This is a genomic window from Crossiella sp. CA198 (assembly GCF_052078295.1).
In the GTDB taxonomy this organism is placed as follows: Bacteria; Actinomycetota; Actinomycetes; order Mycobacteriales; family Pseudonocardiaceae; genus Crossiella.
Genome location: NZ_JBQJIM010000038.1, coordinates 22,979 through 48,397, shown reverse-complemented (window position 1 = coordinate 48,397; position 25,419 = coordinate 22,979). Strand labels below are relative to the sequence as shown.

16 protein-coding genes are annotated in these 25,419 nt (G+C 68.6%); 8 read left to right on the top strand and 8 right to left on the bottom strand.

Going from position 1 to position 25,419, the window contains the following annotated elements; genetic code table 11:
- Nucleotides 1–210 precede the first annotated feature (210 nt).
- The 6 genes from ACTOWY_RS40435 to ACTOWY_RS40410 all read right to left on the bottom strand — a co-directional run bounded on the left by ACTOWY_RS40435 (nucleotide 211) and on the right by ACTOWY_RS40410 (nucleotide 5,684).
- On the bottom strand, nucleotides 211–417 hold the full coding sequence (locus ACTOWY_RS40435) for a DUF5708 family protein (RefSeq protein WP_441314889.1): 207 nt from the start codon (nucleotides 415–417) through the stop codon (nucleotides 211–213).
- Between the two features lie 27 nt (nucleotides 418–444).
- A complete protein-coding gene (locus ACTOWY_RS40430) occupies nucleotides 445–1,740 on the bottom strand; it encodes an MFS transporter (protein ID WP_441314888.1) in 1,296 nt (431 codons plus the stop codon).
- 139 nt (nucleotides 1,741–1,879) lie between these two features.
- Complete coding sequence (locus ACTOWY_RS40425) at nucleotides 1,880–1,972, bottom strand: SapB/AmfS family lanthipeptide (protein ID WP_185001965.1); 93 nt, start codon at nucleotides 1,970–1,972, stop codon at nucleotides 1,880–1,882.
- A 52-nt stretch (nucleotides 1,973–2,024) separates the two neighbouring features.
- Nucleotides 2,025–2,117 carry a SapB/AmfS family lanthipeptide gene (locus tag ACTOWY_RS40420; RefSeq protein ID WP_185001966.1) on the bottom strand — a complete coding sequence of 31 codons (93 nt, stop codon included), beginning with the start codon at nucleotides 2,115–2,117 and terminating at the stop codon, nucleotides 2,025–2,027.
- A gap of 210 nt (nucleotides 2,118–2,327) precedes the next feature.
- A complete protein-coding gene (lanKC, locus tag ACTOWY_RS40415) occupies nucleotides 2,328–4,967 on the bottom strand; it encodes a class III lanthionine synthetase LanKC (protein ID WP_441314887.1) in 2,640 nt (879 codons plus the stop codon).
- Nucleotides 4,968–5,015: 48 nt separating this feature from the next.
- Nucleotides 5,016–5,684 (bottom strand): GNAT family N-acetyltransferase, encoded by a 669-nt coding sequence (locus ACTOWY_RS40410; RefSeq protein ID WP_441314886.1) that lies wholly within the window; start codon nucleotides 5,682–5,684, stop codon nucleotides 5,016–5,018.
- Between the two features lie 665 nt (nucleotides 5,685–6,349).
- On the opposite strand from ACTOWY_RS40410, the gene ACTOWY_RS40405 reads away from it, so the two are divergent.
- Genes ACTOWY_RS40405 through ACTOWY_RS40395 form a run of 3 tightly spaced genes read left to right on the top strand, consistent with a single transcriptional unit; the run spans nucleotide 6,350 to nucleotide 11,207 of the window.
- Nucleotides 6,350–7,270 carry a ribonucleotide-diphosphate reductase subunit beta gene (locus ACTOWY_RS40405; RefSeq protein WP_441314885.1) on the top strand — a complete coding sequence of 307 codons (921 nt, stop codon included), beginning with the start codon at nucleotides 6,350–6,352 and terminating at the stop codon, nucleotides 7,268–7,270.
- Nucleotides 7,267–9,396 (top strand): aldehyde dehydrogenase family protein, encoded by a 2,130-nt coding sequence (locus ACTOWY_RS40400; RefSeq protein ID WP_441314884.1) that lies wholly within the window; start codon nucleotides 7,267–7,269, stop codon nucleotides 9,394–9,396. Before ACTOWY_RS40405 ends, ACTOWY_RS40400 begins: the two co-directional genes overlap by 4 nt.
- Nucleotides 9,396–11,207 (top strand): FAD/NAD(P)-binding protein, encoded by a 1,812-nt coding sequence (locus tag ACTOWY_RS40395; protein WP_441314883.1) that lies wholly within the window; start codon nucleotides 9,396–9,398, stop codon nucleotides 11,205–11,207. The genes ACTOWY_RS40400 and ACTOWY_RS40395 overlap by 1 nt, the downstream gene beginning before the upstream one ends.
- Here ACTOWY_RS40395 and ACTOWY_RS40390 read toward each other — a convergent pair.
- Nucleotides 11,191–12,699 (bottom strand): MFS transporter, encoded by a 1,509-nt coding sequence (locus tag ACTOWY_RS40390; RefSeq protein ID WP_441314882.1) that lies wholly within the window; start codon nucleotides 12,697–12,699, stop codon nucleotides 11,191–11,193. The genes ACTOWY_RS40395 and ACTOWY_RS40390 overlap by 17 nt on opposite strands.
- A 68-nt stretch (nucleotides 12,700–12,767) precedes the next feature.
- On the opposite strand from ACTOWY_RS40390, the gene ACTOWY_RS40385 reads away from it, so the two are divergent.
- Nucleotides 12,768–13,367, top strand: a complete 600-nt coding sequence (locus tag ACTOWY_RS40385) for a TetR/AcrR family transcriptional regulator (RefSeq protein ID WP_441314881.1) — start codon at nucleotides 12,768–12,770, stop codon at nucleotides 13,365–13,367.
- 18 nt (nucleotides 13,368–13,385) lie between these two features.
- Here ACTOWY_RS40385 and ACTOWY_RS40380 read toward each other — a convergent pair whose 3' ends face one another.
- Nucleotides 13,386–14,339: a hypothetical protein gene (locus ACTOWY_RS40380; RefSeq protein WP_441314880.1), complete on the bottom strand. Its 954-nt coding sequence runs from the start codon at nucleotides 14,337–14,339 to the stop codon at nucleotides 13,386–13,388.
- Between ACTOWY_RS40380 and ACTOWY_RS40375 the strand changes: the two genes are divergently transcribed.
- From ACTOWY_RS40375 to ACTOWY_RS40360, 4 genes are all read left to right on the top strand, one after another.
- Nucleotides 14,332–14,577, top strand: coding sequence for a LysR substrate-binding domain-containing protein (locus tag ACTOWY_RS40375; protein ID WP_441314879.1), 246 nt, complete (start codon nucleotides 14,332–14,334; stop codon nucleotides 14,575–14,577). The genes ACTOWY_RS40380 and ACTOWY_RS40375 overlap by 8 nt on opposite strands.
- Before the next feature lie 200 nt (nucleotides 14,578–14,777).
- A complete protein-coding gene (locus tag ACTOWY_RS40370; RefSeq protein WP_441314878.1) occupies nucleotides 14,778–18,164 on the top strand; it encodes a LamG domain-containing protein in 3,387 nt (1,128 codons plus the stop codon).
- A 14-nt stretch (nucleotides 18,165–18,178) separates the two neighbouring features.
- Nucleotides 18,179–24,970 carry a TreTu family toxin gene (locus tag ACTOWY_RS40365; protein WP_441314877.1) on the top strand — a complete coding sequence of 2,264 codons (6,792 nt, stop codon included), beginning with the start codon at nucleotides 18,179–18,181 and terminating at the stop codon, nucleotides 24,968–24,970.
- A complete protein-coding gene (locus ACTOWY_RS40360) occupies nucleotides 24,958–25,257 on the top strand; it encodes a hypothetical protein (RefSeq protein ID WP_441314876.1) in 300 nt (99 codons plus the stop codon). The genes ACTOWY_RS40365 and ACTOWY_RS40360 overlap by 13 nt, the downstream gene beginning before the upstream one ends.
- The last annotated feature ends 162 nt before the right edge of the window (nucleotides 25,258–25,419 follow it).

Genomic DNA, 25,419 nt, shown 5'->3' with positions numbered 1-25,419 from the left:
CCTCGCGCGAGGCATCAACCCCAGAACTCATCGAGCGCGCCGGAGCAACCACAGGCCAGCGGAACAATGGTAACCGAGCATCGGCGCGGAACAACCCGATCGTATGAAACTACATAGGCAATCGTGATATGCCCGAAACGTGCGACGGCCGGGAAAACTCCCTGGGGGAGAGTTTTCCCGGCCGTGACGCGTCGTTCAGGAGCTACCGGTTCAGGCGCGGCCGGCGTCCTTCTTGGAAGGAAAGATCATCATTGCGCCGGTGATGACCAGTTCGATAGCGCCGAGCACGGCGAGCACGACGCCCACCTTGTCCAGCGAGATGATCGGCGTCTCGATCCCCTTGGTGGTGAAGGCCAGAATCAGGCCGACGATGAGCATGAACGCGCCGATGAACAGCGACTTCACGTTTTTCGACATGGAACCTCCCAGTAACGCTGGTGCCACTCACAGCTCACGCAGCGGGCGGACAAGGAACAGTGACAGCGCGAGCAGAAGATAGCAGCTTCCGATAACCACGAAAGTGTGATGGCTGCCCAGTGTGGCCAACAGCCAGGTGAGCAAGGAGACTGCGATCGGACTCGGCCCTGACACGATAGTGGTAGCGATGCTGGTGACACCGCCGAACATCGGTTTGGGCACCCGCTCCTGCAAAGCCTGCATGTAGAGCAGGTCCACCGGGCTGGTCAGGATCCCGGCGATGGCCATGATGGCCAGCGCGATCGGCACCTCGGTCTGCCAGGCCAGCAGCAGGAGCATGACCGCCATGCCGATGTAGGCGGTCAGGTAGACGCCGCGGCGGGGGAGTTTGGGGCCGAGCACGCCGTAGCCGATGGTGCCCGCCAGCGAGCCGAGGCCGAACGCGCCGACCAGGCCGCCGTACCAGGCCACCGAGCCGAGGATCTCATTGGCGTAGGCGGTCAGCCCGATGCTGGCCAGACCGGTGTCCAGGGCGGCGAACACGGTGGTGCTGATGATCAGCACCTTGAGCACCTTGTCGCCCCAGAAGAACTTCATCGCCATCGCGAACCGGCGGCGGTAACTCAGGCCCTCGAACTCGTCCTGCTCGCTCGGCTCGTCGCTGGCCGGTACCTGTTCCACCGCGTTGACCAGGAAGAACACCACGATCACGGCGGCAAGCAGACCGGCGATGGCATCAATGAGCAGGATGGTCGAGCTGCCGAACAGGCTCACGATCCCGCCGACCAGGATCGGGCTGGACATGGTCGCGATCGCGTTCATCGCGCGCAGCGTGGCGTTGGCCCGTTCCAGCGAGTGGCCGGAACTCTCCGCCAGCGCGGGCAGCAGGCCGAAGGTGGCGACCCGGCCCGGTTCGTCGGCCCCGGCGCGTACGAAGCACAGCGCCAGCAGCAGCCACGGCGGCAGTGATCCGGCCAGGTGCAGCACGTACATCAGCACCGTGATGGCCGAGCCGATGGTGATGGAGAAGATCCACGAGACCCGCATGCCGAAGCGGTCGATCACCGGGCCCATGAACAGCCCGGTGCCGATCGAGCTGATCACCGCGACCGTGACGATGATCCCGGTGAAGGCGATGTCATGGGTGCTGTCCAGCACGAACAGCGGCAGTCCCACCCCGCCGATCCCGTTGCCGACCAGGTTGACCCCGAAGGCGAACTGGGCAACCGAGTACTGCCCGGCGCGGCGGTCCTTGCGGAGCCGGTGCCTGCCGGGGGCGGGCTTGCGATGCCTGCCGGACGGCCTGGCCGGCGCTGCGGTCATGGTCCTCTTCCCCCATCCGCCCTGGCGAACCCGGGCGAGGTGCGGAAAGTCCGGTGCAGGCGCCCGCGTCGAGCGCCTGCACCGGACGTCACCTGGATGGCGAACAACCCAGACGGATCCTTCGCCGTACCCGGCTAATTCAGCAGTTGTTGCTGACGGTGCTGCCGGTCATGGTCAGCTCAGCCGCGTTGGTGTCCAGGCCCTGAAGGTCGAGAATAGCCATTGTATTCACCTTTCCCTGAAGAATTGCGGGTTTGTGTTCAGGTGTTACGCGTGGAGCTGATTCAGCAGCCGTTGGAGACGGTGCTGCCGGTCATGGTCAGCTCGGCGGCGTTGGTGTCGAGGCCCTGCAGGTCGAGAATAGCCATTGTATTCACCTTTCCTGACGATTCGTTTGTCCTGACGGTGGTGCGTTGTGCATGGACAAGCGGCCACATTCGTCGCCGGGGAAAAGGAACATGTCCACTAAGCCGGGTAGCGCGCGCCCGGCCGGTCTTATCAGCAGTGCATGCTGAAGGAGCTGCCCGTCATGTTCAGTTCGACGGCTCCGGTCTCCATGCCCTGCAAGTCGAGGATTGCCATGGTGGTCACCCTTCCTGGTGGCTGTTATCGCTGGTCTGGTGCGCATTCCCGGGCTGGGCACGATGGTCCGTGCCGGACAGGAACGGGAGGAAAGCGGTCCCGCCGCGCAGTGCCGAGGTCAAAGCGACCAGCACGCCGGCGTTACCCGTTGCGACATCCATGGACAAGCGGCTACATCCGTCACCGGGAAAAGAGACATGTCCATTGTAGGCGAGTGCGTAGTGGTGCATCCCGTTGAGATGCTCTCTCACCCGCCTGTCACTAATTGTTTCAGACGCGCCCCTGGAAAGTCCAGCGATTACCGCCATCAATCCGGCCCGGCCGTGAAAGAGATTCGAATCGATCACGAACTCGCTCTGGCAGGCCTGGACCAGCCGGGGCAGCGCGGTCAGCAGCCGCTCGTCCGCGATCTCGCGCACCAGCTCGTCCGCGACCAGCGCGATGCCCGCCGAGCCCACCGAGAGGTAGGGCAGCGTGCGGTAGCCGCCGTCCACCTGGAGTGAGCCGTCGTGCGCCTCCACACACAGGTCCAGGTCCCGATGTGCCGCCCGCACCGCCAGTTCCAGCCACTGACTGTCCTGAGTGGACTGGTAGAGCCGGAGCAGGAACAGCGCCGGACCGGACCAGCCGCGCAGCAGCCCGGCCAGCGTGCCCGCCTGCCGCGCCCGGCCCAGCTCGCCCGCCGGCTTGTCCACCCCGTGCGGCTCGCCGCTGGTGATGGCCGCGCCGAGGCGTCCGGCGATGTCCAGGGCCCGTTTCCGGTGCGCTGCCTCATCATGCCGGTCGGCCAGGTGCAGCAGGTTGAGCCCGGCGCCCGCCAGGCCACTGTGCAGACTGACATCGCTGATCTGGGTCTCGTCCGCGCGGGCCAGCAGGTCCGCGGCCGAGCCGGTGTGCCCGAGCAGGTCGAGCACGTGCGCGATGCCATGCGCCCCGTCGTGGAAGCCGATCTTCTCCCTGGGCTTGGCCGCGTCGGCCAGCAGCCAGCGCTCGTGCTCGGGATCGAGGTCGGAACCGGTGCTGTGCAAGGCCCACAGCACGCCGGCCGCGCCGTGCGCGAAGGTCCCGCCGCCGGAGCGGAACTGCTCCAGGTCGCCGGGGAAGAGCCGGTCCGTCCGGCCCGGGGTGGCGCTGGAAGTGATCGCCGCGGCGATCGAGGGCAGTGCCCGCTCCCAGTCACCGCCTGCCCGCGCCGGTGAGGTGCGTGGCAACGCGGAGACCGTGGTGGTGGGTGCGGGCACCTCGCCGACCACATCCAGGATGCTGGCGGCGAAGTCCGCGGGCAGCTCGAAGAGCCCGGTGGCGATCTCGATCAGTTCGGCCAGCTTGCCTGGCGCCAGGCCGACCAGCGAGGTCAGCGGCAGGAACAGCCACAGCTTGAGCACGGCCAGGGCGTGCAGGTCGATGTCCGCGCCGGTCTTGTCCCGGCTGGTGAACCCGGCGTGCCCGAAGCGCTGGTTGCGGTTCTCCGCGATCGGGAAGGCGGCCTCGAAGTCCACCAGCCCGATGACGTCTTCGCCGTCCCGCTCGCTGATCATGATGTTGGCCGGGTGCAGGTCGGCGAAGACCATGCCGCGCTCGTGCACCGCGGCCACCAGTTCGGTCACCTTGTCCAGCACCCGCAACGCGCGCGCCACGTACTCCCGGCGCTGCTCCGGGGCGGAGGCCACGCCGATCAGCGGGTAGTGCTGGCCGAACCAGTGCTGCAGGTTGGTGCCCGGCACCAGGTCCATCACCAGGAACCGGTGCTCCCACACCTGCACCACGTCGTGCACCCTGGGCACCCCAGGAACGCCGTCCAGTACGCGCAGCGCGGCGGCCTCGTTGTCCAGCCGGACGATCGCGTCGGTGTCGTCGGCGGCCAGCCCGGCGTAGGGGCGGGCCTCCTTGAGCACGACTTCGAGGCCGTCGGAGTTACGGGTCGCCTTGTAGACCCCGCCGCCGTTGGAGAAGTGCATGGCTTCGACGATCTTGTAGTCCAGGGTGGCGCCGGTGGCACCGCGGGCGGCCACGCTCTCGTCCAGCACCTGGGGAAGGCGCACCCAGTCCGGGGTGGTGAACACCGGCCTGCGGTCATCGGGCACCAGCGTGCCGTCCGGGCGCGCGATGGCCAGCACCCGCTCGCCGTCGGGCGCGGTGCAGTAGCGCGCGTCGAAACCGCCGTAGCGCACGTAGAGCGGGCCCTGGTTGTACCGCAGGTCGGTCAGGATGTACGGCCCCGGCCTGCCGCCGATCCGGCGGTCCAGCGAGGTGAGGGTGTCGGCCAGTTCGACCTCGTCCCTCGGGTAGATGGTGAGCAGCTTGCCGCTGGCCGCGCGCGGGGCGTACTTGAGGTTGAACGCCCGCAGCAACGCGGTGCTACGCAGGAACTTGAACGGGATCCAGCGGTCCAGGCAGTACTCGGACACGAGGGCCACGATCTCCGCCGCGGTCTCCGGGGTGGCCGAGACGTGGATCTTCCAGCCCTGCGCGGGCAGCTGGTCCGCGGGCGGGCGCAGCATCACCCACTCCCCGCGTCCGGAGCGGCGCCAGCCCTGCGGCAGCTCACCCTCGGTCAGCGGGAACGCGGTCTCGGTCTGCCAGCGGACCGGGTCCTCGAAGAAGACCCGGTCGGCCAGGGAATACAGTTCCACCAACGGTTTCATCGGCCTGCCCTTCCGCTCCGGTGGTCTAGCCCGGTGATCCAGTTCGACCTAGTACGGGCGCTCGCGGGCGGCCCGGTTGGCGAAGCTGTGCCAGGCCGCGTCCTGCTGGTTGGCCAGGTACTTGGCCAGCAGCTCCTTGGCCCGCTGCTTCTCCTTGGCCGGCACCAGATCGACCACCGGCATCTGCTCACTCAGCTCCCGGGCGCCCGCCTCGAACTCCTCGCGCAGCAGGGACCAGACCGTGCGGTCGTGGTACTCGCCATCAAGGAAGTGGTAGTCGCGCAGAATCCCCTCAAGCACGAAGCCGCCCTTGGTCAGCAGGCTCATCGTGTGCTTGTTGTAGGAGGCCGTGCTGAACTCCACCCGATGGGCGTTGAGCTGGTGGAACAGGTGGTCGATCAGCAGGCCGAGGCCCTCGCCGCCGACCCCGGAGTTCCACCGCACCGGGTCGCCGATGGCCCCGCCGATGGTGTACGCGCCATGCCCGCCACTACGCCGGTAGTTGACCACCCCGACCCGCTCGCCCGCGGCGGTGACCACCATGAAGTAGCGGACCTGGCCGCTCTCGTTGACCGCCTTGATCGCCTCCGGGGTGATCTGCTCGTTCGCGTCGGAGGTGAGTGCGCTGGTCAGCGCCATGGGCCGGAGCCAGTCGGACACGGTGACGTAGTCGTCCCCGGTCAGGCTTTCCAACGTGCATTTGGGTTCGCGCAGCATCGCCGGCCCTTCCAGAGGTCAGGGTCGCTGGATAGAAAAGGACAATTCAGTTAAACATCGGTTGAGTGGTTGGTTACCGGGCAATGAGCAAGCCCGAAAACGCGCACACGACTCTTCCCGAATCGAAGTCTTACCCCAGTTTTGTTTCAGATATTGTGCTTAGTGCGCACATCGCCGCAGATGGCCGCCACTGATGCCGCTGCCCGTGCTCAGGGGGGCTCGCGTCGCCGCGCCCTTGTCCACACCTCTGTGCGAAAACCCCAGTACAGACTGCATCTGCCCCGGAAAGTACTAGGAAGAGCTACCCGGGTCAACCGGAAGATTTAGTACCTTGGGACCAGCACAAGTCTGCCGGTACTCATCCTTGGGGGCTACTCCAGGTGATGGGGCAGGTATGAGGGGTGATCGGCCTACATGCTGGCCTCCACCTCATAAAAATACCCGATGAGGGGACTACCGTTGACGGTTGAGCCTCGCTTGAGGCTCAGGTACGGTCAGCCGTATTCGGCCACGTCGCAGGCCAATCGCCATAGCTTTGCCGCTGTTCGCGCTCTGCAGAATCTGCACCCCCTGAAGTTTCCTCGCGTATTTATCACCACTTTTGGGGAAGTGGTGTGTGCGAATGAGCTAGGAGGTCGGTTGTGAGCAGGTGGAGCACGTTTCACATGGACGAGGCGAAGCTCGGAGAGCTGCCGTCGTTGCCGGCGGACGCCGTCCTGCGCCACGCGGACCTGGTGATCGGTCGCAAGCCCAAGCCGATCGAGCTGTACCAGCGCTGGGAGCGTCAGCAGTGGTCGGCCGAGGACCTTTCCCTCGGCAAGGACCACGACATGCTGAACCACCCCCTGCTGCCGGCGCACGTGCGGGTGATGCTCAAGGAGGCCATCGCCACCTTCATCATCGGCGAGTACACCGGGCTGGACATGCTGGGCCCGATCCTCATGGGTTGTCCGGATGAGGAGTACGCCCTGTTCCTCGGCACCCAGATCGCCGATGAGACCCGGCACGCCCGCGCGGTGTTCCGGCTCGGCGAGGAGGTGCTGGAGATGAGTGAGAACCCGAGGGCGATGCTGGCCGAGGCCTGGCAGATCGCCACTCCGGCGCACCGCGAGCTGAGCCTGCTGGAGACCTCGATCGTGCGCGACCTGACCAACAGCCCGCCGGACTACGGTCGCTGGCTGCAGGCCTGCACGCTGTTCCACCTGATCACCGAGGGCGTGCTGGCGCTGATCGGGCAGCGTGCCCTGGTGCACTCGCTGCGCGACACCAGCATGTTCGACGGCATCAAGGCGGCCTTCACCGCGATGTGCCGGGACGAGTCGCGGCACATCAGCTTCGGGCTGCACGCGCTGCGCACCGGTGTGCAGGAAGGCTATGGCGACTACATCTATGAGGCACTCGAACAGGCCGTGCCGCTGGCGCTGCGGATGGACGAGGAGTTCGAGGGCGGGGACAGCCGCGAGCAGGACAAGATCCGGCAGATGAGCGTGGACATCCTGCGCCGCCACCTGGGCAACATCGGCGCGGACCCCAAGTTCGTCGCGCACCTGACCAACCCCTACGACCTGAGCCTGGCCCGGCAGTGACCGGCGTCGGCCTCATCGGCCAGACCGGCGTGCACTCCTTCGAGGAGCTACGCGCACGATGTCGGGTCTTCGCGGAACACCTGCGGGACAACGGATTCGCCCCCGGTGACCGGGTCGCGATCCAAGGGGGCAACTCGATTGGCTACGTGATCGCGTTACTCACCCTGCTGCACTCCGACGCCACCCTGGTCCTACTGGAGGAGGACCAGTCGGCGGAGGAGACCGCGGCCATCCTGCGGCGGGCGCCGGTGCGCTGGCTGCTGCACGACGGATCGGTGGACCTGCCGGCCGACGTGGCCGGGTTCCGGCTGCGACTGTCCGAACTGGAGCGCGAGGCATCGCCGGCGCCCGCCGGGTTCGAGCTGGACCTGACCCGGTGGTGGCAGCGCTCGCACGCGGTGGAGGTCTGGCCAGCCGGGGCCAGGGAGGGCGTGGTCCGGGCCGGTGGCACGGTGCGGTTCGCGGTGCGGCGGGCCCAGCAGCGGGCCGGGTACAAGGACACCGACGTGCTGTTGCCGTTGCTGCCCTTCTCCCACCCGTACGGGCTGGTCCTGTTGCTGCTGTGGTGGTTCAGCCGCAGCAGCGCGGTGGTGCTGCCCGCCGACCGGCTGGACCTGGCGGTGGAGGCGATCACCCGGATGAACGTGACCGTGGTGGACGGGACCCCGGCGGCCAGCCAGGGCCTGTGCCGGTTGCTGGAGCTGCGGCCGGTGCGGGCCGCGACGCTGCGCTCGGTGCGGCGGTGGTGCGTCGAGGGTGTGCCGCTGCGCGAACGACCCGGCCGGAACCTGGCCACCCCGATTACTTCGCTCAACCGCGATGGGAAGGACGACATGCGCGCACTCCCTGCACATGCCGTGAACAGCACTGGCTCGGTTCGATCCCTGGCCAAACCCGAACCCTCCTCGGCCGCCGTGCCGCTGCCCAGCCGGGTGGCCGCGCTGCGGGCGGTGGAGACCTTCCTGGACGAGCGCCGGGACGAGGTGCTGGCGATCCTGTGCGAGGTGTCCAACCACCGCACCGCCGTCGGCGAGCTGGAGACCGCGATCCGCACCCTGCGCGGCGCGGAGGCCGAGGTCACCGCGCACCAGCCGCGGCTGATCGGCAGCGCCGCGGTGTTCATGCCGTCCAACATCCCGCTGTACGCCTACGTGCTCTACGTGCTGGTGCCCAGCCTGTACTGCGAGCGGATCACCTTCCGGCCCTCGGCGCACATCCAGTCCCAGCTGACCCGGCTGCACGAGCTGCTGGTCCAGGCGCACGGGCTGCCGGTGACCCTGGCGGCCAGCACCCAGCGGCAGTTCACCGCCGGTCCGGTGGCCGACGCCGAATTGGTGCTGTTCACCGGCACCTACGCCAACGCCGAGCGGATCCGCGGCCAGATCAGCGAGCAGCAGCTGTTCCTCTACTTCGGCCAGGGCATCAACCCGGTCGTGGTCGGGCCGGACGCGGACGTGGACCTCGCGGTGGCCGACGCGGTGGACATCCGGCTGATCAACTCCGGTCAGGACTGCTTCGGGCCGGACGTGATGTTCGTGCACTCCTCGGTGCGCGAGCGGTTCCTGGACCTGCTGGGCAAGCGGATCGACGAGCTGGTCTACGGCTCCTACGACGATCCGCGGGCCGACTACGGCAGCATGTACTACGACCAGGCGTTCGGCTTCGCGCTGGAGTACCTGCACCGCAACGCCGGGCACATCGTGCACGGCGGCCACGTCGAGCTGCGCGCGCGGCGGTTGCAGCCCACCGTGCTGTGCCGGGAGCTGACCCGGCGCTCCAGTTACGAGGAGCTGTTCGCGCCGATCTTCAACGTGGTCAGCTACGACGATCTCGACGCCCTGCACGAGACGCTGACCACGCCGTTCTTCGAGGAGCGGGCCATGGGCGCGATGGTCTACGGCAACCTGCCTGCCACCGTCGAGCTGCTGGCCAGGCGGCACGACGTCTACCAGAACACCACCCTGCTGAGCACCGACAACGGCAACGAACCCTTTGGCGGACTGGGCATGCTGGCCAACTACGTGGCCATCGGCGGCAGGCGGATCGCCGAACCGCTGCTGGTGTCCAAGGCGGTGGCCGACCACCTGAAGCCGCCGGCCGGTCTGGCCCGGCGCGCCACCGCCTGATGTCGCGGACCCGGCCGCTGCGGGTCTGCGTCATCGGCGCGGGCCCGCGCGGCACCGGGGTGCTGGATCGCCTGTGCGCCTTGGCCTCCGGGCCGGTGGAGGTGCACGTGGTCGACCCGTACCCGGCGGGGCCGGGGCGGATCTGGCGGCGGGCCCAGCCCAACCTGTTGTGGATGAACTCGCGGGCGGCAGGCGTGACCCCGTTCTCCGGCGCGGACAACGATGTCCCGTCGCTGTGGGACTGGGCACGCACCGCCGGCGGCCACGCGCTCGCCAGGGGAGAACTGGCCGAGGAGGTGGGCCGGACCACCCCGCGGTGGTTCGCCTCCCGGCCCCTGGCGAGCGCGTACTTCTCCTGGGTGTTCCAGCGCGCGGCCGACCGGCTCGGCCAGGTGCGGGTGCACCGCGATCAGGCCGTCGACCTGTGCGAAACCGCTGCGGGACAACAGGTCCGGCTGGCCAGCGGCCTGGTGCTGACGGTGGACGCGGTGGTGCTGGCCCAGGGCCACCTGGACGCGCGGCCGACCCCGGCCGAGCTGGCCGCCCGCGAGTTCGCGGACCGGCACGGCCTGGGTTACCTGCCGCGCGGGCAGGCGGACGCGGCCGCGCTGGCCGCGGTCCCGGCGGGCGAACCGGTGCTGCTGCGCGGCCTCGGGCTGACCTTCGTGGACACCATGGTGCTGCTCACCGAGGGCCGCGGCGGCAAGTTCCGGCGCACCCTGGACGGTGAGCTGGCCTACGAGCCCTCCGGGCTGGAACCGGTGCTGTACGCGGGTTCCCGCACCGGCGTGCCCTACCACGCCAAACCGGAGAGCGCCCTGCTCGCCGGGCAGCCCGAACTGCCCAGGTACTTCCGGCACGACACCGTGCCCGCGGGGCCGTTGCGCTTCAAGGAACAGCTGTGGCCGTTGGTGTGCAAGGACGTCGCCTACGGGCACTACCACGAGCTGTTCCTCGGCCACCCGGACCGGGTGCGGCTGCCCTGGGCGGAGTTCCTGGCCGGACTGGACGCCTACGACTGGTCCAGTCCGGAACTCGTGGAACTGATCGAGGCCGCGGTGCCGGAGCCGGCCGACCGGGTCGACCCGGACAGCTGGCCGGATCCGCTGGCCGGCCGGTGGTTCCCGGACGCGGCGGAGTTCCAGGACTGGGTGCGCGACTACGTGCGGGCGGATCTGCACCGGCGGAGCGATCCGCGGTGGAGTGCGGAGATCGGCGGGCTGGCCGGGGTGAACATGGCCGTGCTGACCGTGCTGGAGCTGGCCGGGGCCGGGCGGCTGACCGCGCAGTCGATGGTGCGGGAGGTTGAGCGCGGGTTCCTGCCGCTGATGAGCTTCCTGACCAGCGGGCCGCCCGGCCGTCGGCTGGCCGAGTTGCTCGCGCTCGCCCAGGCCGGGGTGCTGCGGTTCCTCGGCCCGGAGTCGCGGGTGCGCGCGGATGAGTCGGCCGGGTTGTTCGTGGGCAGCAGTCCTCGGGTGCCGGGGGAGACGCCCGCGCGGTTCCTGATCGAGTCCCGGCTGGCCGAACCCGATCTGGCCGGGACGGCGGATCCGTTGCTGCGCAAGCTGTTCGACCGCGGTGAGTGCGCCGAGGAGGAGCTGTCCGACGAGACCGGCAGCTACCGCACCGGGCGGCTCGCGGTGCGCCCGGCCGACCACCGGCTGCTGGCCGCCGACGGCGGCGCGCACCCGGCCCGGTTCGCGGTCGGGCCCGGCGTGGGCGTGGTGCACACGCCGGGCGTGACCCCGGAGATCGAGCCGTTCGGGCAGAACGACCGGGTGGCGCGGGCGGTGCTCAGCCTCGGTTCCTGAGCCGGAAGATCGCGTACCGGCCGACCGAGTAGATCGTGTCGATCACGAAGACCGCGCACCAGATCCGGCCGATGTTGAGCAGCAGGTGGCCGCTGGAGTTCCAGTACCACTCGGCCGGGTGCGGGCCGTTGAACAGCGCTTCGTACGGCCAGGAGTACCCGATGACCGCCAGCACCACCTGGGCCACCAGGAAGATCACCGCGTGCCCGGCCCAGGTGTTGAGTGTGGGCGCGCCCGGCTTGGCCGGTGCGGACCCGGCCTGCTCCGGAGCCTGCGCGACCGGGTCCGCGCTGACCTCGGCCGGAGCCACCGGAGCCGGTTCGGGGACCGGCACCCGGTCGGACACGCCGATCCGCCGGATCGCGCCGCGCACCAGCACCGCGGCGGTGGCCAGCAGCACGGCCGCGACCACACAGGCGATCTGCCAGCCGCTGCCGGAGTTGTAGAGCAGCCCGGCGCCGAAGGTGCCGATGGTCGCGCCGAGCAGGGTGGCGCTCTCGTAGATCGCCATGCCCCGGCCCAGGCTGCCGCCCGCGGCCTCGGCCACCACGGACTGCTCGACCGGGATGGCCGCGGCGAAGGCGGCCGCGGACAGGATCCACATCCCGGCCAGCACCACCGGGTGCGGGGCGAAGGACAGCCCGACCGCGAACACCGCGCTGAGCAGCAGTGCCACCGTGACCACCCGGGTCCGGCCGAGCCGGGTGACCACGCCGTGCAGGTACTCCGGCAGCGTGCTGTAGACGATGAAACCGGGCAGGAAGACCAGCGCGATCGCGCCGAGTTGCAGGTTGTGCCCGCGCTGCAGGTGCAGCAGCAGGAGCAGCGCCACCCCGGCCTCGGCGATCGCGGTGATCACGATGACGCCGAGCAGCGGGTACATCCGCCCGCCCAGCTCACGCAGCTTGGGCGAGGCCGGGTCGATCGCGGCCCGGGGCGGGGACTTCAGGGTGAACAGCACCACCGCCGCGGCCACGCAGCCCGCCGCGCACAGCCAGAACACACCGCGATAGTCGATCCGGGAGACCAGGCTGACCGCGATCACCATCGCCACCCAGGTGCCCACGCCCTCGGCCGCGAACAGCTTGCTGAACGCGCCGCTGTCGGTGGGCAGGTCCTCGCCCACCTTGGCCCGCAGCGCCACCCAGAACAGCGCGCCGCCCGCACCGCCGACCATGGCCGCGACCAATGCGAGCGGGAACGCGGTGGCCACCGCGAACAGCGCGAAGGAGGCCGCGTAGCCCAGCGCGCCGAGCGCGGCCAGCTTCGCCCGGTCGAACCGGTCGGCCAGCACCCCGGCCAGCGGCCTGATCAGGAAGGAGACCAGGGTCTCGGCCGCGGTCAGCGTGCCGACCAGCGCCGGGGACAGGCCCAGCGCGGCGCCCGCCCACAGCGGCAGCAGGAAGTCGAGCACCTCGACCGGGCCCTTGGTCAGCGCCGCGGCCAGTTGCTGGGACTTCGAGTGCCGCGTCTCGGTGACGGCCTGTGCCATGTGCGGCCCCTTCCCTATTAGAATACGATCGTATCCGCAAGAGGGCGAATGGGGCAATCGGAGGTGGCGTGCCGAAGATCGTGGACCACGGCCAGCGCAGGCGGGCCATTGCCGAGGCGCTGCTGCGGCTGGTGGCCAGGTCCGGGATTGAGACGGTCAGCGTGCGCACGGTCGCCGCCGAGGCCGGGGTCTCCGCGGGCGCGGTGCAGAAGTACTTCGCCACCAAGGAGGAGATCTTCGAGTTCGCCCTGGACCTCACCGGCGAGGCGGTCTCCCGTCGGTGGAACACCCTCACCCCGCGGGGCGACTACCTGGACCTGCTGCACCGGCTGTTGCTGGAAACCCTGCCGCTGGACGCCGAACGCCGCGCCGAGGCGATCATCGTGACCGCCTTCACCGCCCGCGCCGCGATCCGCGCCGACTGGGCGCAACGCCTGCGCGCCAACGACAATGACATGCGCACCGGCGCCGCCACCTTCCTGCGGGTGGCCCAGGAGGCAGGCCAGGTCCGGCGTGATCTCCCGGTGCCGACCCTGGCCGATCTGGTGCTGGCGCTCAGCGACGGGTTCGCGCTGCGGTTGCTGCACCTGCCCCTGGACACACCGGAGGCCGCGGAGTTGCTGGCCGGGCTGGGTGTGGCCCTGCGCGAACTGCTGTCGCCGCGCTGAGCCCGGGTCAGACCGTGGTCATCCGGTGCACCAGCCGCAGTGCCGCCGCCAGCAGCACGATGGCCAGCCCGAGGAAGATCCCGGTCTCGATGTGCTGGATCGGCAGCAGCCGGTCGGCGGGCTGGTAGTCGAGGTAGGTCTGGGTCCAGCCACGCTGGCCAAGGCAGGAGTGCAGCGCGGCCTGATGCTCGGTGTGGGTGGCGGTGGCGCCGGTGACCTGATCGGCCTGGGCCCGGCAGCCCTCGATGACCGACCCGGACTGCGGCCTGTCTCGCCGGAGGTGTGCAGGTAGCCGGCGCCCACGGTCAGGCCCTCGCCGCCGACGTCGGCGGCCCGCTGACCCAGTGGCGTGCCGATCCGCATCGGGGTCAGGTAGTGCGGGCGCAGGTACTCCGCGACGAAGACCCGCACCGCGGCGAAACCGAGCAGCGTCACCAGCATCGAGATCACCGTGCGCCGGGAGATCGCGCTCACCGCGACACCCAGCGCGAAACCGAACAGCGCGTAGGCCACCTGCAGCGGCGGCCACAGGTCGAAGGAGATCGAGGTGAACGGCGGGAACGCCGAGGAGTCCATACTGTGCAGCTCGCGCACCGCCGCGGTGCCCGCCAGGCCGAGTGCGCTGGTCAGCACCGTGATCACCGCGATCAGGCCGAGGATCCGGGTGGTCAGCCAGCGGGTGGCGGAGATGTCCTGGGTCCAGGCCCACAGGTGGGTGCGGTGCTCGAACTCCTGGGACAGCAGCGGCGCGCCCCAGAAGGCCGCGATGAACCCGGCGAAGATCAGCACCGGGTACTCGGTCAGGCTTGCCCTGCGGATCAGGTCCTTCAGCGCCGGGGAGCTGCCGCCCTCGGGACAGCTGGCGCCGCGCCGGGTGGCGTTGGCGATGTCCACGAGAACCTTGCCGCGCAACACATCCCGCAGCCCACGCAGCCGTTCCGGCGAGCTGTCGCCAGGGGTGGCGTTGACCACCGCTGCCGCCCTGCAATGCCTGCGCGACAACGACTTCCTGGTAGTCCTCCCCGAACACATGACCCGCGCCGCCACCCAGCAGTCCGGCCTGCTAACCCGCCCACTCCCGTTCCCCATCGCCCCCATCCCAGTGATCATGGCCTGGCATCAGCGCTACACCGGCGACCCCGCCCACACCTGGCTACGCACCCAGACCCGTGCCACGGTGACGGACCTGTGCGCCGACCCCACCCGCTGACCGCGGTCACCGCTACCGGGTTCGTTACCTAATGAGGGCTAAGTCACGCCCAATTACGGCGTGTCCGGGTTGCCCCGTTTGGGCTATCGCTCTCGCGCTCGTCAGCTGCCTATAGTTCGGCCGCGGTTTCTGGCCGCGCATCTGGGGGGCGCAGCCACGTTCTGGTCGTGGGACCACGTGGTTTTCAAGGGGGAGCAGAGTTGAGGTTCGGCGCACAGCGCTGCCTGGTGCAGCGCGCACTGAGTGCTGCCGTCATGGTGACGGCGGCCGCGATCGCATTGTCCACAGTGGTCATTCCCGCGGCGGCGGCTCCGGCGGCCCCTGGGCGCGAAGTCACCGCCGAGATGGCCGCGAGCCGGGCGGCGAAGGCACAGCACAAACCGGTCACCGTGGCGGCCAGGACGACCGAGAGCACCGAGGTCGTGGCCAATCCGGACGGCAGCTTCACCCATGTCGAACACCTTCAGCCGGTGCGCGCCAAGCGTGGCGACAACTGGGTGCCGATCGACCTCAACCTGCGCAAACGTGCTGACGGCCTGATCGAGCCCGCCGCCTCCGCGGTGGACGTGCGCCTCTCCGGCGGTGGCAGCCAGGCACTGGCGGTGCTCGGCCGGGACAGTCGCGAGGTCGGTCTCGGCTGGGAGGGCGCGCTGCCCGCGCCGGTGCTGGCAGGCACGACCGCGACCTACCGCGAGGTCCTGCCCGGTGTCGACCTCATCGTGCGCGCCACCGTCACCGGCTTCAGCCAGCTGCTGGTGGTGAAGAACGTCGAGGCGGCACGCAATCCCAGGGTTCGCAAGGTCGTCTTCAACTCCCACACCAAGAACGTCACCCTGGGTCTGGCGCCGGCCGCGCGCGGCGCGGGCGCTGACCAGAGCGGCGCCGACCTGCACGCCGTGGACGCCGAGGGCAAGCTGGTCTTCACCGGCGAGGCGTCCCGGATGTGGGACTCCTCCGGTACCGGCGCTCCCGCGGATCTGCTCACCGGTCCCGGTGCGGGCGGCCGCGAGGCGAGCATGGGCGTCGAGCTGTCCGGGGCCAAGCTCGCCGTGATCCCCGATGCGGGATTCCTGACCGCCGCGGAGACCAGGTTCCCGGTCTACCTCGACCCGGAGTACCAGCGGACCAGCACCAAGGCGCACCACGCGGTGGTGCAGAGCGGTCACAAGACCACCAAGAACTACGACCGCACCGATGGTCAGCTGGGTGATCTCAAGGCCGGCTACTCGGTCGAGCAGTCACCCAGGATGGCCTCCCGCTCCTTCGTGGAGATGCCCATCGACTGGGCTTACGGCAAGATCATCCATGGCGCTGACTTCATCGGCCGGGTCATCCACTCCTACAAGTGCGGTGGCGGTCCGACCCAGCTCTGGGTGACCTCCGGGATCAACCCGGACACCACCTGGCTCAACCAGCCCGGCTGGAACCGCAGGCTGGACGACATCACCCAGTCCGCCTACGACGGTTGCCCCAGCGACGGCCAGGTGCGGATCAACGCCACCGGCCCCGTTCGCGACGGCGTCGCCGAGCGCTGGGGCAATGTCACCTTCGGTCTGCGTGCCGGGGACGAGGGCGATCTCGGGTCCTGGCGCAGGTTCGATCTCAACGCCCGCCTGGAGATCCGGTACAACACCCCGCCGAACGCACCGGCCGAACTCGGCATGGAGGGCGGTCTGATCCCCTGTGTCCGCGGGCCGAACCGGCCGGTGGTGTTCACCAAGACCCCTCGGCTGCGCGCCCGGCTGTCCGATCCGGACTCCGGCGCGGTGCTGGACGCCGGTTTCCGGGTCCTGAAGGGCACCCCGGAGCAACACACCTGGGACGGCAACGAGACCAAGATCGGCAACGTGCCCTCCGGCGACTTCGCCGAGGTCAAGGTGCCCGAGGGCGTGATCAACGACGGGCAGGTGCACACCTGGCACCTGTGGGCAGGCGACTACGAGGCGTCGGCCTGGTCGGAGATGTGCGAATTCACCGTGGACACCGAACGACCGGGCAAGCCCGCGGTGTCCTCGGCGGACTACCCGGCCGGGCAGGTCTCCGGCGGTGCGGGGCAGACCGGGCGGTTCGAGATCACCGCCAACGGCACGCCTGATGTCGAGTACTACCTGTACTCCTTCACCGACCAGAACACCCAGACCCCGTCCTACCGGGCCAACGCCAACGGGATCGGCGGGAACGCGGTCGTGCACTGGACGCCGACCATGGAGCTGCGCCAGACCATGCGGGTCCAGGCAGTCGACCGGGCCAACAACCGTTCGGACATCCACGATTACTCCTTCTTCGTGAAGTCGCACGCGGTCGCCGCGGCCGGGCTCCAGGCGCACTGGCGGCTGGACACCGACCTGAGCGACTCCTCCGGCAATAACCGCCCGCTCGCCCCGGAGGGCGCACCCGCGCAGCAATCCGAGGGATACCGCGGCAAGGCCAGCCGCTTCGACGGGGTGGACGACCGGATGCTGCACCGCGGCCCGGTGCTGGACACCGCCAAGAGCTTCACCGTCTCCGCCTGGGTCAAGCTGGACCGGGACAACGGCTGGTTCACCGTGGCCAGCCAGGAGAGCACGGAGCCGAACCACCAGGTCAGCTCGTTCTTCCTGCAGTACGCCGACGAACCGGACCGCTGGGCCTTCGCCATGCCCAACAAGAGCGACCCGTCTGGCGGCACCGCCCGCGCGTTGTCCAGCGCCGCACCGCAACTCGGCGTCTGGACCCATCTGGTCGGGGTGCACGACGCGGCGGGCGGCAAACTCCTGTTGTACGTCAACGGGATCCGGCAGCAGGAGGCTTCGGTCGCCGGCTGGTCCGGCGCGGGTGACCTGGTGATCGGCGCGGCCAAGTGGGAAGGCAGGCTGGTCGACTACTTCCCCGGCACGGTGGATGAGATCCGGGTCTACAACCGGGTGCTCCAGCCGAACGAGGCCGCGTTCCTGGCCAGCCAGCCGATCCCGCGGGCCCACCTGGTGCTGGACGAAGGCACCGGCACCACCACCAGGGACGCGGTGACCGGCCGCGACGCTCAGCTCCACGGCGGCACCGCCTGGCAGACCGGGGAGCACACCGCGGTGCGCTTCAACGGCGAGCACGGACCCAACGGCGGTCACCTCGCCGCACCGCGGCCGGACTTCCGGACCGACCAGTCCTACACCGTCTCCGCCTGGGTCCGGGCCGAGGAGATCGCCAACCGGGCGCAGACCGTCGTCAGCGTCGGTGATCCGAAGTTCTCGCCGTTCCTGCTGCAATACCGGCCGGAACAGCGGCGCTGGGGGTTCCTGGTGTCCTGTGACCCGAACCGGCCCTGTGGCGGCACCGCGCTGAGCGCGGCCGAGGCCAAGCCGGGGGAATGGGTGCACCTCACCGGTGTCTACGACGCGGTCGCCAAGCAGGCCCGGCTCTACGTCGATGGGGTCCGGGCGGGTGTGGAGCAGAACGTCACCGGCTGGCACGGCGCCGGGGATCTGCTGGTCGGCCGTGCCCAGTGGGACGGGCAGCCGACCGACTACTTCAACGGTGCGGTGGACGAGGTGAAGGTCTTCGCCGGAGTGCCCAGCGACGCCGAGATCTCGCAGCTGGCGATCCGATCCTGATCGAGGGGGAAGAGATGAAGGTTCGGATGTTCTGGCGTGCCGTGGCGCTGACCGCGGCGATGAGCCTGGCGACCACCTCGGCCGCGGCCATCGCCGCGCCCGCCACCACCGCGTTCAAGCCGCGCGAGGTGCAGAAGGAGAAGTCGGTGCCGGGCAAGCCGGTCCCGGTCGATCCGGCGCCCGCGGCCGCCGAGTCCGTGCGGAAGGCGATCGCCACCCCGCCCAAGGTCAACTGGCCTGGCCGGGGCAACGCCGAGGTCGAGCTGCCCGCGGCGGCCACCGCCCCGCAGGGCCGGTCGGCCCGGCCCGAACAGTCCACTGTGGAGCATCGTAGGGCGGGCAGTCTGCCGGTGGCTGTCGGCCTGGTGCCGCAACAGGCTTCCGCGCGGTCGGCGCCGGGTGAGCCGGGCAAGGCCCGGGTGGAGTTCTTCGACCAGGCGCTCGCGGCCAAGGCCGGGGTGGCCGGTGTGCTGCTCAAGGTCTCCGACGCGGGCGGTCTGGCCGGTCGCGGGGTCTCGGTGCAGCTCGACTACCGCGAGTTCGCCGAGGCATTCGGCGCGAACTACGGCTCGCGCCTGCGGCTCATGCAGTACCCGGAGTGCGTGCTGACCACGCCGGATCGACCGGAATGCCGTACCGGCACGCCGTTGCGCGGTGAGAACCACGCCAAGGACCGGCAGCTGACCGCCGCGGTCGAGCTGGCCGAACCGTCCTCGCCGGGCCGCGCGGCCGTGGGTTCGACGGCCGTGCTCGCCGCGGCGCCCGCCCCGGGCAGCAACGGGGGCAGCTACCAGGCATCGGACCTGGCACCCGCCTCCAGCTGGTCGGCCGGGCGGTCCAGCGGTGACTTCAGCTACTCGCTGCCGGTGAAGCTCCCGCCGTCGCTGGGCGGGCCCGCGCCGAGTGTCGCGCTGGCCTACTCCTCCGGTTCCGCGGACGGCCGCACCAGCGCCACCAACAACCAGGCATCCGTGGTCGGCGACGGCTGGGACCTGAGCGCGGGCGGCTACGTCGAGCGCAAGTACCGGCCCTGCCAGGAGGACAAGGACAAGAACGGCGTCAAGGGCAACCAGGGCGACCGCAAGGTCGGCGACCAGTGTTACGACACCGACAACGCGACCCTGATGCTCGGCGGCACCTCCGGCGAACTGGTCCGCGACACCGCGAACAACCGGTGGCGGCCGAAGAAGGACGACGGCTCGTACGTGGAGCTGGTCAAGGGCGCCGACAACGGCGACAACGACGGCGAGTACTGGAAGGTCACCACGACCGACGGCACCCAGTACTTCCTGGGCCGGAACAAGTTGCCCGGCAACGGAAACCGGGCCACCCACTCGACCTGGACGACGCCGGTCTACGGCAATCACCCGGATGAGCCCTGCTACCGGGCCGATTTCGGCGCGGCCTGGTGCCAGCAGGCGTGGCGGTGGAACCTCGACCAGGTCATCGACACCCGCGGCAACACCACCGTCTACTACTACAACATCGAGGAAAACCACTACGGCCGCAACATCAGTCCGGACGCGGGCACCTACTACGTCCGGGCGGGCAACATCGACCGCATCGAGTACGGCCTGCGCGCGGACAACCCGGTGGCCAAGGCGCCGATGCAGGTCCGCTTCGAGACCGCCGAACGCTGCCTGCCCGCCGGCGCCATCACCTGCGAGCCAGGACAGCTGAACAAGGACACCGCCAAGTCCTGGCCGGACGTGCCCTTCGATCAGATCTGCGCGGCGAACGCCAAGTGCGACAACCAGTTCTCGCCGACCTTCTTCACCCGCAAGCGGTTGACCCGCGTGGTCACCGAACTGCTCCGCGAGGTGCCGGGCGCCGAGCCCAGGCACTTCCCGGTCGAGTCCTGGAACCTGCGGCACAGCTTTCCCGAGTCCGGTGACGGACTCTCGCCCGCGTTGTGGCTGGCAGGCGCCACCCGCACCGGCCACGTCGGTGGCACCGCCTCCCTGCCGGAGATCACCTTCGGCGGCACCTCGATGGTCAACCGGGTCGGCACCGTCGACCGGCTCGCCTCGGTCACCCGCTACCGGCTGACCGGCATCGGCAACGAGGGCGGCGGCCACACCACGGTCAAGTACAAGGACCACGAGTGCGTCAAGGGCGCTCCGCTGCCCGCCCCCGAGGCGAACACGCTGCGCTGCTACCCGACCTGGTGGAGCCCGGAGGGCGCACCCGAGCCCCTGCTGGACTGGTTCCACAAGTACGTCGTGGAGCAGGTCATCGAGTCCGACCGCATCGGTGGCTCCAGCCTGGTGAAGACCCGGTACGAGTACCCGGCCAAGGGCGGGGCGTGGCACTTCGACGACAACGAGTTCGGCAAGCCCGAGCACCGCACCTACTCCGGCTGGCGTGGTTTCGGCACCGTCACCACGATCAAGGGCGAGGAGGGCACCACCCAGTCGGTCAGCGAGAGCCGCTACCTGCGCGGCATGGACGGCGACCGGATGCCGGGTGGCGGGAAACGCCCGGTCCTGGTCAAGGACTCCGAGGGCACTGAGGTTCGCGACCACGACAGCCTGCAGGGCTTCGTGCTGGAGAACCTCGACTACGACGGCGGCGGCAAGGTGCTCTCCGCCTCGGTCAACCAGCCCTGGCTGAGCGAGCCCACCGCGACCCACGGCGAGGACAAGTCCGTCATCGTGCAGACCGGCGAGGTCCGCGGCCGCACCCGGCTGGCCGACGGGACCTGGCGCCGTACCAAGGTCGCCAAGACCTACGACCCCAAGTACGGCCTGCCGCTCACCGTCGACGACGCGGGCGACACCGCCGTCACCGGCGATGAGAAATGCACCCAGAACAGCTATCAGCAGAACACCGACAGGTGGCTGCTGGGCCTGTCCAGCCGGGTGCTCACCATCGCCGCGCCGTGTGCGGCGTTGCCGGGCAAGGACGCCGACCGGATCAGCGACGTCCGTTCCGGCTACGACCACCAGGAAGCGGGCAAGGCACCCCTGGTCGGCGAGGTGACCAGCGTCGAACGCTGGAACGGCGCCGGGTACCAGATCGTCAGCCGCACCAAGTACGACGAGTACGGCCGTACCACCGAGACCACTGACGCGGGCGGACAGCAGAACACGATCAGCTACAGCCCGGCCCGAGGCATGGCCGTCAACACCATCACCTCGCTCAACCCGTTGCAGCACAAGGCGATCAAGACCATCGAACCGGCCTGGGCCAGTCCGGTGGCGGAGATCGGGGTGAACGGGGAACGAGCCGACCTGGCCTACGACGCGCTCGGCAGGCTCACCAAGGTCTGGCCGCCGCACTACCCGAAGGTCAACGACAGCACCCCGGCCAGCACCGAGTACGCCTACGAGTACCGGCCGGACAAGCCGGCCACGATCAGCACAAAATCCTTGCAGGAGAACGGCAAGTACACGACGTCGATCAAGCTGTTGGACGGCCTGCTCCGCGAACGGCAGACGCAGACGCCCGCACTCGGCGGCGGACGGGTGCTCACCGACACCTGGTACGACTCCCGCGGTCTGGCCGCGAAGGTCAACGGTGGCTACTACAACGTCGATTCCGGCCCGGTGCCCGAACTGCTGGGCGTGCTGGACAACTCGGTCCCGAACCAGACCATCACCGAGCACGACGCGCTGGCCCGGCCCACCGAGGTGATCCAGCGCAAGGGCGATGGCACCAACCAGGCTGAGCAGAAGCGGACCAGCAGCCGGTACGAGGGCGACCGCACGCACGTGATCCCGCCGACCGGGGACACCGTCACCACGGTGATCAAGGACGCGCAGGGCCAGATCACCGAGCGCCGCCAGTACCACGGCCTGGTGCCGGACGGCGCCCACGACGTCACGACCTACAGCTACACCAAGTCGGGTCAGCTGGCCGGGGTGAAGGACCCGATGGGCAACACCTGGCGCTACGAGTACGACGCGCTGGGCCGCAAGCTCGCCGACCACGACCCCGACCGGGGCAGCACCACCTTCCGCTACAACGCACTCGACCAGCTCACCTCGACCACCGACGCCCGCGGCAAGACCCTCGCCTACACCTACGACCCCATGGGACGTAAGGACGGCATGTACGAGGACGCGCCAACCGGCAAGAAACTGGCCGAGTGGACCTTCGACACCCTGAAGAAGGGCCTGCCCACCGCCTCCACCCGCTTCGTCGACGGCGTGCCCTACACCTCCAGGGTGGACGCCTATGACGGGGCGAACCGGCCGACGAAGACCTCGGTGGTCATCCCGGCGCAGGAAGGCGCGCTGGGCCGCACTTACTCCTTCCAGGCCAGGTACTACCCGGTCACCGGCGCGCTGTCGCAGACCACCATGCCCGGGGCGGGCGGCCTGTCCGCGGAGAACGTCAACTACGAGTACAACCAGCTGGGCCTGCCGGAGAAGACCTACGGCATCCAGACCTACGCCCAGCAGCACAAGTACACCGAGTTCGGCGAGAGTTCCACGTTCTTCCTTGGCGAGGCGCCCAACCTGGCGCAGATCACGACCAATTACGAACCGGGCAGCCGCCGGATCAGCAGCATGATCCTGGACCGGGATGCCAGTCCGAACCGAGAGGTCAACTACCGGCACCTCAGCTACGACAAGGCCGGCAACATCACCCGGATCGCGGACAAGCCCGAGGGCGGCCCGCAGGACGTGCAGTGCTTCCGGTACGACTACCTGCGCCGGATGACCACCGCGTTCACCCCGAACACGGACAACTGCGCGGTCGAGCTGAAACAGCAGAACATCGGCGGCGCGGCGGCGTACTGGTACGGCTTCACCTTCGACCAGGCGGGCAACCGCAAGACCGAGGTGAAACACACCCCGCAGGGCGACACCACCCGCACCTACCAATACCCGGCCCCGGGCGGCCCCGCCGGCTCGCAGCCGCACACCGTCCGCAGCATCGAACAGTCCGGCCCAGGCGGCACCCGCAAGGACGAGTTCGGCTACAACGCCACCGGTGACACCACCACCCGCAAGGTCACCGGCTTCGAGCAGAAGCTGGACTGGAACACCGAAGGCAAGCTGACCAAGGTCACCGAGGCCGACGGCAAGGAGTCGACCTACCTCTACGACACGGCTGGCAACCGTCTGCTGAAGAAGGAGAACGGCAGCACCACGCTGTACCTGCCGGGCATGGAGCTGACCATGCCCAAGGACGGCCAGCCCACCGCCAAGCGCTACTACACCCACGGCGGCGCCACGATCGCCGTCCGCGGCACGGTCTCCGGCCTGAATTACCTGGCCGCGGACCACCAGGGCTCCCCGACCACGACGATCAACGCCGGCAACCTGGATGTCAGCCGCCGCTATCAGGACCCGTTCGGCCAGAGCCGGGGCCAGACCTCGGCCAGTTGGCCGGATGACAAGGGCCTGGTCGGCGGGGTCAATGACGGCACTGGTCTGACTCACATCGGTGCTCGTGAGTACGACAACACCACCGGTAGGTTCGTCTCGGTCGACCCGGTGATGGACCTGACCGACCCGCAGCAGATCCATGGCTATTCCTATGCCAACGGCAGTCCGGTCACCTTCGCCGATCCGACTGGTCTGGCGCCTGACTGTCGGCCGCACTGCTATGAGGGCGGGGAGAACTACAACCGGGTGACCCCGCCAGGGGTGAGCCGCGCTGACCGCGTCCGTGATGAGAACGCCCGCATCGCCCGTTCCCAGGCACGCATCAAGGCCGAGCAGAAGGCGCGCGAGCGGGCGGGGGTGAGCGATGACGAGTACCGGGAGGCCAAGCGGCTGGCCCGGATGCGGGTGATCGACGTTGTCCTTGAGGTCGCTGGTGATGTGTTGAAGGACGTCATCGGGTTGACCGATATGGAGGATTGTTTCGTCAAGGGTGAGGTCGGCGGCTGTGTGTCGATGGCGTTGAACTTGATTCCGGCGGCGAAGATTTTCTCGACGTTGGGGAAGATTATTTCGGGGATCGCGCGGGCGATTGACGCGGTGGCGACGTGGTTGGACAAGGTGCGGCCGGCGAAGGCGTTGCTGGCCAAGGTCGACAGCATCGCGGATGATCTGAAGGCCAATGGTGGGTCTTGTCCGAGGCAGAGTTTTGTGCCGGGTACGCGGGTGTTGTTGGCTGATGGGTCGTCGAAACCGGTCGAAGAGGTCAAGATAGGCGACCAGGTGCAGGCGGCTGACCCTGAGAAGGGGGAGTCCGGCTCGCGCAAGGTGGTCGGCACGGTCACTAGTGAGAGTGTCAAGCGTCTGGTGACGGTCACCGTGGATACCGACGGCGACCGTGGTGAGGTGACCGGCTCTGTGGTGGCTACGGCCAACCACCCGTTCTGGGTGGACAACCAGGGTCGCTGGGTGCACGCCGGTGAACTGAAGTCTGGCGATCAGGTGCTGGATGCTGCTGGTTCGCGGGTTTCTGTGGTGGCTACGAGTGAACGTGTCGCGATCCAACGGGTGCACAACCTGACCGTTGACGGCATACACACCTACTATGTCTCTGCTGGAACGTCCTCGGTTCTGGCGCACAATTGTGGGCCAGATGGAGAGGAGGAACTGACCAGGGTGGGTAGGTGGATGAGTGAAGTGGAAATGAACAAGATGATGGATTCAGGATTGGTCCAGGAGGGCGCGGGAGGGCGCACGTTCGTAGTTAAGTCTCTCAATCCAGATGACTACAAGGCCACCGCAAAGGGCTCGGTATATGTTGAGTTCAATGTACCGAAGGCGTCTGTTCATAACGGTAGCAAGCCTGAGTGGGGAGTAATTCCTGGTCCGAATATCCCAACTAAGCGTTTCGGTGCTCCCCCGGATTCAATGCCGCCAGCCACGTGTATTAAGTTGGTGTGCAGAAAATGAACTTCGTTGATGCGCTGACGGACTGGTGTGCTGCAGCTTCGCTGAAGCTCGATGGATCATTCGCCGTGCGATTCGGTCAATCGGAGGATGGTCGACCGAAGTCCTCGGCTTGGGTCAATGTTGAGGCTCACGGGAAGAGTGCTGAATTGATTGTGTGGTCCTCGGGTGAGGCGGAGGTGTCATTTCAGGATTTGGATGGCGCCTGGAGTGATGAGCACTACGACTTTGATTCCGTCGGTCAGATGGTCGATGTCCTCGACCTGATGATGCAGAGAGTTGGATCATAGGCAGGTAGGAATACGTGGATGTCGACGAGCCTGATCTCGGTCAAACTCGTCGACAACCACTTGAGCTGTATTTGATTGCCGCGGTCTGGCGATGAAGTTTTTTAGGCCAGCCGTAGGTGTCGCTCGGGTGGGAACCGTTGTGGTTCCCACCCGAGGTTTTTT